This window comes from Rhizobium aethiopicum, assembly GCF_014197535.1.
Classification (GTDB): Bacteria; Pseudomonadota; Alphaproteobacteria; order Rhizobiales; family Rhizobiaceae; genus Rhizobium; species Rhizobium aethiopicum_A.
The window spans coordinates 156,034-167,824 of the sequence record NZ_JACIFV010000002.1; the positions used below are offsets into that span (position 1 = coordinate 156,034).

Annotated in this window: 15 protein-coding genes and 2 pseudogenes; 9 read left to right on the forward strand and 8 right to left on the reverse strand. The window is 59.9% G+C overall.

Features of this window, described 5'->3' with window-relative positions:
- The 3 genes from GGD53_RS03880 to GGD53_RS03890 all read right to left on the reverse strand — a co-directional run bounded on the left by GGD53_RS03880 (position 1) and on the right by GGD53_RS03890 (position 3,748).
- A complete protein-coding gene (locus GGD53_RS03880; protein ID WP_184453760.1) occupies positions 1–1,362 on the reverse strand; it encodes an NAD(P)-dependent oxidoreductase in 1,362 nt (453 codons plus the stop codon).
- Positions 1,363–1,765: 403 nt separating this feature from the next.
- A complete protein-coding gene (locus GGD53_RS03885; RefSeq protein WP_184454311.1) occupies positions 1,766–2,761 on the reverse strand; it encodes a sensor histidine kinase in 996 nt (331 codons plus the stop codon).
- 192 nt (positions 2,762–2,953) lie between these two features.
- Positions 2,954–3,748 (reverse strand): response regulator, encoded by a 795-nt coding sequence (locus GGD53_RS03890; protein ID WP_184453763.1) that lies wholly within the window; start codon positions 3,746–3,748, stop codon positions 2,954–2,956.
- A 248-nt stretch (positions 3,749–3,996) separates the two neighbouring features.
- Here GGD53_RS03890 and GGD53_RS03895 point away from each other — a divergent pair, with 248 nt between their 5' ends.
- Together GGD53_RS03895 and GGD53_RS03900 are read left to right on the forward strand one after the other, a co-directional pair.
- Entirely contained in the window at positions 3,997–4,203 is a 207-nt protein-coding gene (locus tag GGD53_RS03895) for a NepR family anti-sigma factor (RefSeq protein ID WP_011426508.1), read from the forward strand.
- Positions 4,204–4,212: 9 nt separating this feature from the next.
- Positions 4,213–4,770, forward strand: coding sequence for an RNA polymerase sigma factor (locus tag GGD53_RS03900; protein WP_011426507.1), 558 nt, complete (start codon positions 4,213–4,215; stop codon positions 4,768–4,770).
- A 346-nt stretch (positions 4,771–5,116) separates the two neighbouring features.
- Here GGD53_RS03900 and GGD53_RS03905 read toward each other — a convergent pair whose 3' ends face one another.
- From GGD53_RS03905 to GGD53_RS31595, 3 genes and pseudogenes are all read right to left on the reverse strand, one after another.
- Positions 5,117–5,515: a hypothetical protein gene (locus tag GGD53_RS03905; protein WP_184453765.1), complete on the reverse strand. Its 399-nt coding sequence runs from the start codon at positions 5,513–5,515 to the stop codon at positions 5,117–5,119.
- A 9-nt stretch (positions 5,516–5,524) separates the two neighbouring features.
- Positions 5,525–5,869 (reverse strand): glycine zipper domain-containing protein, encoded by a 345-nt coding sequence (locus GGD53_RS03910; RefSeq protein WP_184453767.1) that lies wholly within the window; start codon positions 5,867–5,869, stop codon positions 5,525–5,527.
- Positions 5,870–5,963: 94 nt separating this feature from the next.
- A pseudogene (locus GGD53_RS31595) lies at positions 5,964–6,463 on the reverse strand (hypothetical protein); the annotation flags it as partial.
- Between the two features lie 255 nt (positions 6,464–6,718).
- On the opposite strand from GGD53_RS31595, the gene GGD53_RS03915 reads away from it, so the two are divergent.
- From GGD53_RS03915 to GGD53_RS03935, 5 genes and pseudogenes are all read left to right on the forward strand, one after another.
- Positions 6,719–7,144 carry a hypothetical protein gene (locus GGD53_RS03915; protein WP_184453769.1) on the forward strand — a complete coding sequence of 142 codons (426 nt, stop codon included), beginning with the start codon at positions 6,719–6,721 and terminating at the stop codon, positions 7,142–7,144.
- A gap of 56 nt (positions 7,145–7,200) precedes the next feature.
- Complete coding sequence (locus GGD53_RS03920) at positions 7,201–8,550, forward strand: cell envelope integrity protein TolA (protein WP_184453771.1); 1,350 nt, start codon at positions 7,201–7,203, stop codon at positions 8,548–8,550.
- 107 nt (positions 8,551–8,657) lie between these two features.
- Complete coding sequence (locus tag GGD53_RS03925; RefSeq protein ID WP_184453773.1) at positions 8,658–9,065, forward strand: DUF2325 domain-containing protein; 408 nt, start codon at positions 8,658–8,660, stop codon at positions 9,063–9,065.
- Positions 9,062–9,334 carry a hypothetical protein gene (locus GGD53_RS03930; protein WP_184453775.1) on the forward strand — a complete coding sequence of 91 codons (273 nt, stop codon included), beginning with the start codon at positions 9,062–9,064 and terminating at the stop codon, positions 9,332–9,334. Before GGD53_RS03925 ends, GGD53_RS03930 begins: the two co-directional genes overlap by 4 nt.
- Before the next feature lie 9 nt (positions 9,335–9,343).
- Positions 9,344–9,640 (forward strand): annotated as a pseudogene (locus GGD53_RS03935) (antibiotic biosynthesis monooxygenase family protein); the annotation flags it as partial.
- Between the two features lie 254 nt (positions 9,641–9,894).
- Here GGD53_RS03935 and GGD53_RS03940 read toward each other — a convergent pair.
- Together GGD53_RS03940 and GGD53_RS03945 are read right to left on the reverse strand one after the other, a co-directional pair.
- Positions 9,895–10,266: a DUF423 domain-containing protein gene (locus GGD53_RS03940; protein WP_184453777.1), complete on the reverse strand. Its 372-nt coding sequence runs from the start codon at positions 10,264–10,266 to the stop codon at positions 9,895–9,897.
- Entirely contained in the window at positions 10,263–10,673 is a 411-nt protein-coding gene (locus GGD53_RS03945) for a group II truncated hemoglobin (RefSeq protein ID WP_184453779.1), read from the reverse strand. Before GGD53_RS03945 ends, GGD53_RS03940 begins: the two co-directional genes overlap by 4 nt.
- Positions 10,674–10,839: 166 nt before the next feature.
- On the opposite strand from GGD53_RS03945, the gene GGD53_RS03950 reads away from it, so the two are divergent.
- Positions 10,840–11,403, forward strand: a complete 564-nt coding sequence (locus GGD53_RS03950) for a TetR/AcrR family transcriptional regulator (protein ID WP_184453781.1) — start codon at positions 10,840–10,842, stop codon at positions 11,401–11,403.
- 18 nt (positions 11,404–11,421) lie between these two features.
- Positions 11,422–11,763: a DMT family transporter gene (locus GGD53_RS03955; protein WP_064804454.1), complete on the forward strand. Its 342-nt coding sequence runs from the start codon at positions 11,422–11,424 to the stop codon at positions 11,761–11,763.
- Positions 11,764–11,791: the final 28 nt, after the last annotated feature.

Sequence of the window (11,791 nt, forward strand, 5' to 3'; positions counted from 1 at the left end):
TCAAGCAACCGCGACAGCCGGAGCGGCTGTTGCGGAGAGGGCGCGATGGATGGATTCAGCCGCGTCGCGGCCATGGGCGACGGCGGAAACCGTGAGATCTTCGCCGCCGAACACGCAGTCGCCGCCGGCCCAGACGCCGTCGAGCGAGGTGCGGCCTTCGACGTCGACCGCGATGCGGCCGGACTCCATGCGCAGCGCACCGAGGCCCGCGGCATCAAAGGTCTGGCCGATCGCCTTGAAGATCTGGTCGGCGGCAATTACGCCGGTCTCGCCGGTGCCGACGAGGCGGCCTTCGACGATCTTGGTGTATTCCACTTCGATCGCGGCAACTTTGCCGTCCTGCGACAGGATCGATTTCGGCGCCAGCCAGTGACGGATGATGACGCCCTTCGAGCTGGCCAGATCCTGCTCGTATTCCGAGGCGTTCATGTGCTCCTTGCCGCGGCGGTAACAGATGGTCACTTCCTCGGCGCCAAGCAGCTTTGCCTGCACGGCAGCGTCGATCGCCGTCATGCCGCCGCCGAGCACGACGACGCGGCGGCCGATGGCGATTTCGCTTTTGTCTTCAGCCTGGCGGAGCGCGGCGATGAAATCGACCGCGTCGTCGACGCCGGCTAGGTTTTCGCCCTCGATACGCAGCGCATTGACGCCGGCAAGACCGATAGCGAGAAAGACGGCGTCATATTGCGACTGCAGATCGGAGAGCGAGAAATCGCGGCCAAGGAGGGCGCCGTGGCGGACGTCGATGCCGCCGACCGAGATGATGTAATCGACTTCCTGCTGGGCGAAATCGTCCACTGTTTTATAGGTGGCGATGCCGTATTCGTTGAGGCCGCCGGATTTTTCCCTGCCGTCGTAAATCGTGACGGAATGACCCTTCACGGCCAGGCGATGGGCGGCGGCAAGGCCTGCCGGGCCGGCGCCGACGACGGCAATCTTCTTTCCTGTCGCCTCAGCGCGGACATAGAACTGCTTGCCGGTCTGCATAGCGGCATCGGTCGCATAACGCTGCAGGCGGCCGATCTCGACGGGCCGTTCCTCGGCCGTGTTGCGCACGCAGGCCTGTTCGCACAGCTCTTCGGTGGGACAGACACGGGCGCACATGCCGCCGAGGATGTTCTGGTCGAAGATCGTCTTGGCCGAACCCAGCGGATTGCCGGTCGAAATCTGGCGGATAAAGAGCGGAATGTCGATCGAGGTGGGACAGGCCGTCATGCACGGCGCGTCATAACAGAAATAACAGCGGTCGGCGGCGACCAGCGCCTCGTGATTGTCGAGGCGCGGATGCAGATCGGAAAAATTAGCCTCATACTCAGCGGGCGAAAGCCGGCCGGCATGAATCCCAGTTTCCAGTCGTTCCATTGAAGTTCCCTCATTATTGGTAAACGGCCTGTGAGGGGAAGCGTAACTCAGGTTTAAAAATTTATCAAACGGTAAAATTTTGACGGATCCTCCTGGGCGAAGCGCCGGTAAATATCTGTTTTTCAAACATTAATTTCTTCGGTTCTGACCGATGATTTATGTGAGCGTGCGGCGAGGGAAGGGCATCGGAAAAAAGATCAAAAAAACACGATTTTTTTCGAATGCCAGGGAACCAAACACGAGCTTCACCGTTATTGCGGTATCCGGATGGTGATCGCATCGACCCAACATGCGCGCCCCCAACCCACTATCCGGACGTACTCACGGTCCCCTCCCGGTGAGTGAAGACAGCCGGTGCGCCGCCCTCGCACCGGCTGTTTTTCGTTGTTAGCGGTGTCGGGCTTCACACACGCTTGAAGATTTCGAATTCGGTTTCCGGAATAGTCAGACGATATTCGATGCGGCCGGGCACAAGGCTCAATTCCGCTTTGCCGTTGACAGACGAGGGCACGACACGCTCGAGCACGGTGCGGCCGAAGCTGTTGTCGCTGAACTCATGGACTTCCGACTGGTCCTGCAGCACTTCGGCCCAGGCGATCTCGATTGCCTTCCTGTCGTTGATCATCGCTTCGCGGCAGTTCAACGTGATTGAGGCGGCGCCGCCTGATATAGCCCCGTAGGAGGCGGAGTTGACAATGAGCTCGTGGAGGGCGAGGCCGAGATGCACGGCGGCATTCGGCGTCAGATGGGCATTGATGCCGTAGATCGGCATGGAGCCTGATGTCTCCGGCCAGTAGGGAGCGAACTGCTTTTCAGCGAGCTCGAAGAGATAGGCGCCCCGCCAGCTCGAATCCGTGACGAGGTCCTGGGAGTTGGAAAGCGATTGCAGCCTGCCGCGGAACTTGAGGAGGAAACTGTCGAGCGAGAGCGTGTTGCGCGCTGTTTGGGTCGCAATTCCCTGAATGATAGCGAGAAGGTTCTTCGAACGGTGCGAGAGCTCACGCAGCAGCGATTTCAGCACTTTTTCGCGATGTCGGCTTTCAGTGACCTCGGTCATCACGGACAGAAGTCCAAGTGTGCCACGGTCGCCGGTGCGTTGGATCTTCAGTTCATAGGTACGCATTTCGCCGTCGACATCGATTTCGACCTCGGCATTGTTGGGAATGCCAGTCTCCAGCACCTTGCGTTTCAGCGCCGTCAGATATTGCCCATGGGCATCGCCGAAAAGGGTGGCATCACTGCCGCCGGGCATAAAAAGCCCTGCGAAATGAGGCGGCAGATTTTCGACGTAGAAGATTGAAAGCCGGGCGTCCTGGCAGAGGATCGAAATCCCGGCGCTGCCGAGCGCCCGCTCCATCATTGCGGCTTTGCCTTCGAAGGTGAAAGGCGTGCCCGACAATGGTTCAGTCGTATTCACTCGGCCGCCTTTCCCTGTGACATCTCGGAGCGTCGCTGAACGGGACGCCCGCGAGAAACCGCCTGCCAACTCTAGAATAAAGCGCTGCAAAAACCGTTAAAGTCATCGGGGCGCCCCGGTAGCACCGGAACGCCTGTCTCGGCGGTTTGGTTCCGAGAACCGGAAAATTGCGTCTCAGGCGGCTACTTTGGTCGATTCATTGAAGAAAAGCGCTTGACTGATCAGGGCCTTGACCATGTCGGGGTTGAACGGTTTGGTGACGAGGAAAGTGGGTTCGGGGCGTTCGCCCGTCAAAAGCCGTTCCGGGAATGCGGTGATGAAGATCACCGGCACGCTCGACGTCTTGAGGATGTCGTTGACCGCGTCTATGCCGGAACTGCCGTCGGCAAGCTGGATGTCGGCGAGCACCATGCTCGGTTTGGTCTTGTTGTAAAGCGCGACGGCTTCGGCATGCGTGCGGGCAATGCCGGTGACGCGATGGCCGAGGCTTTCGACCATCTGCTCGATATCCATAGCGATCAGCGGTTCATCCTCGATAATCATGATGTCGGTTGCGACCTGACGGGAGATTTCCTGCGAGGCCTTGTCGAGCAACTGCATGACGTCCTGTTCATCGAGTTCGAGAATTTCCGCGATTTCTCCAACGCGGAAATTCTCCACCGAAGCGAGCAGGAAGGCCTGACGGGCGCCCGGCGAAACCTTGGACAGGTTGAGTGTGGCGCGCTGTTCCCACGCATAAGGGGAGGTCGGCTCTGGAATCTGGACCGCAGTGGAACCAAACAGTTGCGTGAACAGTTTGTAAAGCGCGACCCGGTCATTTGGCGTATCCGGGAAGATCGACAGGTCGGCTATAATGGCTTCGAGAACGGCGGCGACGTAAGCGTCACCTGAAGTCTGGGTGCCGGTAAGGGCGCGGGAATAGCGACGCAGATAAGGAAGGTGCGGCGCAATTCGAGTAGAAAGTGTCATCAAAGGCTCCCGTATGCAGGCCGGTCGTAGGTTCAATGGGCGGTTAACGCTGCCTTGGTAAAAAAGTTCCGGAAGGGCAGGAACTTTTTTTGTCGCGCCGCATTATCCCACCCGACAAAGAAAGGGCGTAGCATTTTGACCCATGCCGCGGCAAATACCAGCGACATCGATAGTGGAACGGTCGGTGTCGGTGGTGGATTTCGTGATTTGCACGCCTCTGGAACAGATAACGGTGAGAAGACGAGTTGATGACTACACGCAATAAAGAGGCGGCGGATCAGCGGAAGCTGGAGCTGCGGGCAAGCGATATTCTGGACCCGAACAATCAGATCGGCGTCAAGCTGCGGTCGCTCTATGCCGCGGCACAGGAAGAGGCGATCCCCGATCGTTTTCTCGACCTTCTCGAAAAGCTCGACCATGCTGAAATGATGGCTTCTGCCAAGATGGCCGAATAGGATCGTCGCATGGAAGAGAAACTGCAACCCAGCTTCAAGCGGGAATTGCTGGCGGCCCTCCCTAGCCTTCGCGCTTTTGCCATTTCGCTGATCGGACGGCATGATCGCGCCGACGATCTCGTCCAGGACACGATCATGAAGGCCTGGGCCAAGCAGGATCATTTTGAGATGGGCACCAATATGAAGGCCTGGCTCTTCACAATCCTGCGTAACGAACTCTACAGCCAGATGCGCAAGAGCGGTCGCGAGGTGCAGGACAGCGATGGGCTGTTCACGGAATCGATGGCCATGCATCCCTCGCAATATGGCGCGCTCGATCTGCAGGATTTCAAGAAGGCGCTCGATCAGCTGCCGCCGGACCAGCGCGAGGCGATCATCCTCGTCGGCGCCTCGGGATTTTCGTACGAGGAGGCCGCGGAAATCTGCGGCTGCGCCGTCGGCACCATCAAGAGCCGCGTCAACCGCGCGCGGCAGCGCCTGCAGGAACTGCTGCAGATTTCCGGCGAGGCCGATTTCGGCCCCGACGCCACTTCGGCGCCGCTGACCTCGAAGGCTTTTGCGTTTTGAGAGGGATTGTGAATGGGAGGCGCCGGGCGTCCTTCCTGGGCGCGCATTTTGGGTCGTTGGATGGGCGATGACGCCCCACGTGATGGCTTCGCCATTCCAGCGCTTACCTTTCCTCCCTCATTCCTGTGCTTGTCCCAGGAATACAGTGCGCCCAAGTCCTTGGGCGCGAGAGACTAATTTTGTTTTGATGAGAGTCATTCACGGCGCGGACGCGCCATGGCTGGATTCCTGTGACAGGCACAGGAATGAGGGAGGTTGGGGTGGGCGTCCTACCCAAACCCTCCGTTGGTGTGCAAATTCGCTTTTCATCGCCCCTTCTCAGAACGATCAGGAGCATCTATGCCGATCAATCCTCCCGCTTCGAACCCATAAGGTTGGCCGCGACAATCGCGGCTAGAACCCCGGCGGTGAGCAGCGGTTGGGCTCGGACGAGGCCGATGCCTACCGTCGCCAGAGATTCCAGCGCCGCGCGGCGATCGCGGGCGCGGCGTGCCTCGCGGGCGTTGATGATCGACATCACCACCAGCACAATGATTGCGACCAGCAGCGCGCCGAAGGCCAGGAAGAGGACGGCGGCGAGCGGACCGTAGATGCCGGCGAGCCAAATGGCGCCGGCGGCCACCGCCAGCGCATAGGCTGTGAGGAGGAAGAGCGCGGCAACCGCGATGAAGATGCTGGTGCGTTTGGCGCGGGCGAGGGTGCGATGCACGCTTGCGCCCGTCAGCAGGCTGAGGATCGACAGCATCGCGCTTCCTCAGCGACGGGCGAGGAAGGCGATGGCCAAGCCCAAAGCGGCAGCGGCGCCGATTGTTGCCAGCGGATGATTGCGCACCGTCTCGCGCATTTCTGTTGCGCCGCGCTCGTAACCGTGCTGCAGTTCGCGCAGCAGATCCTCGCTGCGGCCGAGCAGTTCCTCAAAGCCGGCGCTCGCCTGGCTGCGAAACTTCTCGCTCTGGTGTCGTGAGTTTTTGCCGACCAGACGCGTCAGTTCGGCAAGCTCGTCGCGCAATGCTTCGATCTGGTCTTCTATACCGGATTCGAGATTGTGGAAGGTGCCGTTGCGGCGGCTGCGGCCGGACTGGAATATAGAATAGCTCATGGCTGTCTCCATTGGTGGGCGCGCGCAAGCCCGCCTATTTTCGCACGAGGGGTCACCACCGTCCGTTGCATGAATGATGTCGCCCGGCATTGACCTAGATCATTGCCGACAACGTGTTGCGGGGGCAAAAGTTCCGCCCGCGCAGGCTCCGGCAGGGGAGAGGGCGCTGTGGGGCGAGGGCGAAAGGCGTGCCGTCGGCCGGGATCTGGTTGATTCGCAGCGCGCAACCGAAGGCCGAGAGCATCGTCTCGTCTGTCAGCACTTCCTTGATGCTTCCGGCGGGGCGAGCCGGGTGATTTGATCAGGACGACGCGGTCGGCAAAAAGAGCGGTCAGGTTCAGGTCGTGCATCATGATCGTCAGCTGGGGCTGATGTCGAGGCTCGAAACGGTTTTCGTCGAGCAGCAGCCAGCAGGGCTTGCCGTCGACGACGGGTTCGGAAATCTGACAGAGAACGCGGGTAAGCTGCACGCGCCGCTGCTCGCTGGCAAAAGCGGCCGTCGAAGCCGACAAGGTCGACGGAGGCGAGAGCTGCGGCGGTCGTCTGATCTGATTTGACGGGGTGCAGATTTTGGCCCGAGGTCAGGCCCATGCGCTTTCGACGATCCGGTGCTGCGCCGGCAGCTCGCAGGACGGTGGCACATTCTTAAAGGTGTCTGGCTTTTGACCGTTATTTCGGCTGGCAATTCCGTGAGACCGGCCATCTACGCTCTCCGATTGGGTTTACAATTAACTTGACTTTCAGACTCATGGTTTTTTAAAAACGCAATAGAAGACTAATGCAGTCAAGTTTGTGAGATTGCTGCTACGAAGCCGTCCGTTGACGGCTCGCGACAATGCGGAGACGATTATGACGGGTAGGTTTGCGGCCTTTGCGGCCAGCTTGGTGATGACGGTTGCAAGCGTAGCCCAGGCGCAGGATGCGGCGCCGGCAGCCTCCCTCGATGTCGAACTCAATGCGCTGGCGCCCTCGCAGAAGGGCTGCATGATGACTTTCGTGGCGCTCAACACGCTACCCGCCGCCATCAACAAGGTTTCCTTCGAGCTTGCCTTCTTCAACGACAAGAATGCCGTCGACCGGATCACCGTTCTCGACTTCCGCGATCTCCCGCAAGGCAAGAAGCGCGTGCGCCAGTTCGACATGCCGAATGTCAAATGCGAGAGCGTGACCCGCATCCTCATCAACGACACACCGGTCTGCGACGGGCCGGTCGCCGGTGAATGCATGAAGGGTCTCGTCACCCGCTCGCAGATCTCCGTTCCTTTCGAAGGATGAGAAGACGCCGGGATGAACCCGGCGGACATGTTTTCCGGCTGTCCGAGGCGTAAAGAATGGCGATTTCAGCGAAATCCAGATCGAGACACGTGCTCATCGGGGAGGAGAGCGCCGACACCAGCCTGAACGACAACATGCCCGGCATGCACCCCGGCCACGAGCTTCCCGAACTGCGCAACGCGCAGCGGCAGCCTGCCGGCGAGACGGTGATCCACTACACGCGTTTTGCGCAGATCTCTTCCTTTCCCGATCATCCGGAACCCGAACCGGCCGCTCCCGCTTCTGCGCCGCCGATGGATGCGGCGGTGGAGAAGCAGGAAGACGAGCAGAAGCCGGTGCGGCGGCGGGTGGCGCTGACGTGTGTCGGTTCGTTCCTTTTTCACGCAGGTTTGGTGGTTGCTCTCAGCTTATTTGTGTCACGACCGCCGGACGAAGCAATCGAAGACGCTGGTGAAGCTGTCAGCGTCGTCGTTTATGGCGATTCTGACGTTAATCAGACATCGGCGGGTGATCCGGAATTAGAACGGCAGCCCGAGCAAGTTGCGGCGGAAGAGGTTGAACCGGCTACAGTTCAATCGGAAGAGGCCACTGAGCTAAATGCTACGGCCCTGCCGCCGGAGCAGATCCAGCCGGTAGAAACCGAAACGGCGGAGTCCGTGCCGCCGGTGCAGGACGTTACGCACGTTTCTCCTGAGACCGTTGTTGCCGCCGAGCCAGAGGTGCTTGTCTCGGAGAGTCCTGCAGAATCTTCCGTCATTCAGCCGACGGCGACGACTTTGCCCGAACAGCCGACGCCTGAAGTCCAGCAGGCATTAGTACCGGCAGAGATAGCGCCAATGGCGCTACAGCCCACCGAAGTTCCGCCGGAAGAAATAAAACCTGTCGAGACTGCAGAGGTCTCGCCGGAGCCTGAAGAAAAGCCGGCGACAAAACCGAAGCCAAAGGCTGACAAGCCGAAACCGGTGGAAAAGAAACAGCTTCAGAAGAAGGCGAAACCTGCGGGTGGGGACAAGGGCTTAGATCGTGAAGACCGGACGAGGGGCGTGGTCAGCGGTCAGAACGGGCCGGAAATTGATGGAACATCAACCGCGACGGGCGGAAGTGATGGTGTGGGAAGCGCGGCCGTAGCCAACTACCCGGGCAAGGTACAGAAGCGGATCCGGCGTGCTGTTCGCGTGCCCAATGAATACAAGAACAAGGGCGGTAGTATCACCGTCAAGGTTCAATTGACGATTAACGGAACAGGTAGGGTGGCATCGGTTTCCGTTGCTCGCAGTTCGGGTGTTGCGGAGTTGGATAAAGCTGTTTTGGATGGTGTGCGGCGCGCGGCGCCTTTCCCACCTCTGCCTTCCGAGTGGGGGAAGGCTAGCTGGACCTTTTCCCAGGAGGTCCAGGTCACAAGATAATATGATAAAAGTAATCAACTTTATACTTTACTGCATAAATCCAGTTTAATAATGTCCGTCTGCACACGCAGGAATCGTGTGACGATCAACGAGCGAACGGGTGGCATATGGCTCGCAAGGGCAAGAAGGGATCGAACCGGGAGGTCCGCGACAGCGCGGGCGAGGAGGTCGGCCAGGCATCCAACGGACGAACCAAACTGGATGGCCGCAGTTTCCTTTATGTCGGCGGCCGCGACTGCCAGGTGGCGCATCTGCGCCAGATCGCCAGTAATTTCGGCGCCGAGCTCATTCATCACGATGGCGGCCTGCGCGAGGCGGTTTCGCGCATCGACACCTTGCTACCCTCTGTCGACTGCGTGTTCTGCCCCATCGACTGTATCAGCCATGATGCCTGCCTGCGCGTGAAGACCGGCTGCAAGAAGTTCAGCAAGGCCTTCATCCCGCTTCGAAACGGCAGCAAGTCCAGCCTGGAACGTGCGCTGCAGACGATGAACGAACGAGACAATTCCCGATGAATGACAAGCGCCCCGACGGCTTCACCATGATCGGCCTGCACAAGCTCGCCGCGCAGAGCGGCGACGGCCTCGTGCCCGAGCTTTACGAGCTTTTTCAGCAGCATGCCGAACGCCGGCAGATCTACCAGAATGTGACGCTGTTCCCGACCTGGGAGGCGCGAATGCCTGGGGAAGCGGCGACAAGACCGCTTGGCGCGGCGGCGGCAAACGGCAATAATATTCTCGCCTTTCCCTCACCTGCGATAAGGGCGGGCAAACGGAAAGCCTGAGGAGATTCCATGTATATCGCAATGAACCGCTTCAAGGTCGTAACCTGGAGTGAGGGCGATTTCGAGACGGTCTGGCGCAATCGCGATTCCGGCCTGGCCGAGGTGCCCGGTTTCGTCGAATTCCGGCTGCTGCGCGGCAAGGGCAACGAAGAAGAGGGTTATACGCTCTATTCCTCGCACACGGTCTGGAAGAGCGAAGAGGATTTTCAGAACTGGACGAAGTCCGAGAATTTTCGCGCTGCGCATCGCAATGCCGGAGACCACAAGGCGATGTATAAAGGGCCGCCGGTTTTTGACGGTTTTAATTTTGGTCGAGGGTATCTGATAGCGGTTGATGCGTTTGTATGGAGAAGGCGAGGGTTCTTTATCCTCCCTCATTCCTGTGCTCGTCACAGGAATCCAGCCACGGCGCGTCCGCGCCGTGATTAACTCTCTGCAATGAATGAGTCTTCCGCGCCCAAGGACTTGGGCGCACTGGATCCCTGTGACGAGCACAGGGATGAGGGAGGAGAGGGGGTGCCTTCCATACGCCGCCCAGTTGCGGATGAGTCAAAGCTCTCTCAGGAGCGAACTCGCAAGACAGCACCCGCCGCCACGGCCAGCCAGCCGAGCATCATCGCCCAGCCGCCGGTGGGCGCGGCATAAGGGAAGAGGCCGGAACCGGCAAAACGCAGCGAGACCAGATCGCCGGCAAAGAGCAGCGTTCCGACAATCATCAGAAAACCGGCCAGCCAGGCGCTTTTGAGCTTGGCGCTGCCGAGAGCCAAGGCGAGCAGGGCGGGGGCGTGCGCGAGGCACATGGCGGAGGCGGATGCCGCAAGGTTGGCCTCACCGCCGCCATGGGCGGCAAGCGCGGCGAGCGCCACGCCGGCGACGCCGAACAGGCCGGCAAAGAGATAGAGCACCGGCTCCAGGCGCGCGTTCAGGCTCATGGTTGTTCCTTGTCGTCAGGGGCCTTATTCTGCATGTGATAGGCAAGGCGCTCGACCGGCGCCCAGATGAGATCGCGCAGCGCCTGGCTCGATATCGTCTCGTCGAGCGCGCGGCGGAAACAGAGCAGCCATTCGTCGCGCTCGACCGGGCCGATCTCGGCGACGAAATGGCGGCTGCGCAGGCGCGGATGGCCGCGCTTGTCGGTATAAAGCGACGGGCCGCCGAGATAGCCGGTCATATATTCGTAGAATTTCTCTTCGCTGCCTTCGAGGCTCGGCGGGTGCACAGCACGCACGTTGCTTGCCTCCGGCAGCGTATCCATCAGCGCATAGAAGCGGTTGGTCAGCGCCCGCACGGCGGGATCGCCGCCGATCGCCTCGTATAGAGTGGTGACCTTCTCCGTCACGAAACCATCCCCGATATCATGCCATTCCCCGATCCTTCATGCACCTGATGGAAAATGATCGCAACTGTCATCAAGGTGCCGCGGCGTTTCGCGCATAATGCCTGTGGAGCAGGGGTTTGCACCGATTCCTCTTGACAAAACCGTCTGGACGGTATCTTTATTTTTCATGTCAAACGCTCATCATCGCAAGAAACAACCGGCTCTCGTGCGCCAGGAATTGCTGGAGGTCGCAGCGCGTCTTGCAGCCAGCGAAGGCATGGCGGCCGTGACACTTGATGCGGTCTCCGCCGCCTCCAGCGTCAGCAAGGGCGGATTGCTGCATCACTTCCCGACGAAGAATGCGCTGCTCGACGCGCTTTTCGAGAGTCTGCTCGAAAGGTTCGATGCGGATATCGAGGAGCTGATGCGCGGCGATCCCGTGCCGCAGGGGCGCTTCACCCGGGCCTATCTCAGGGCGGTGTCCGGTCTCAAGGATCGCCCCGACGATTCCAGGAGCTGGACGCAGGTGACGATCGCGCTTCTCGCCGAACCCAGGCCGCGCCTTCGCTGGCGCCAATGGGTGCAGGCGCGGGCTGAGGAATATGTCGGCACCGACTCCTCGCTCGATGCACAAATCGTGCGGTTCGCCGCCGACGGGCTGTGGTTCGCCGACACGTTGGAGAGCCACGACATCAGCAGTGCTCTGAGGCGGAATCTCATCAGCCGTCTCGTCGAGCTCACGGGAAAGTAATCCGAAAAGGAATTCGTCATGAGCCAGGCCGCCATCTACGGGCTGCTCTTTGCAGCCATCGTGCTCGAAGTCATCGGCACTACGGCGCTGCAATTGTCGCAGCAGTTTACCCGCATCGGGCCGACGGCGCTTGTCGTCGCCTGTTATGCGGCGGCCTTCTATTGCCTGTCCTTGACGCTGAAGAGCATTCCCGTCGGCATCGCCTATGCGATTTGGAGCGCTTTGGGAATCGTGCTGATTTCTTCGGTCGGCCTGATCTTTTTCAAGCAGCGCCTCGACCTGCCGGCCATTGTCGGCCTCGGACTGATCATATCGGGCGTCATCGTCGTCAATCTGTTCTCGAAATCCGTTTCTCATTGATTTCATTGTTATATCTCAGAGGATCCTC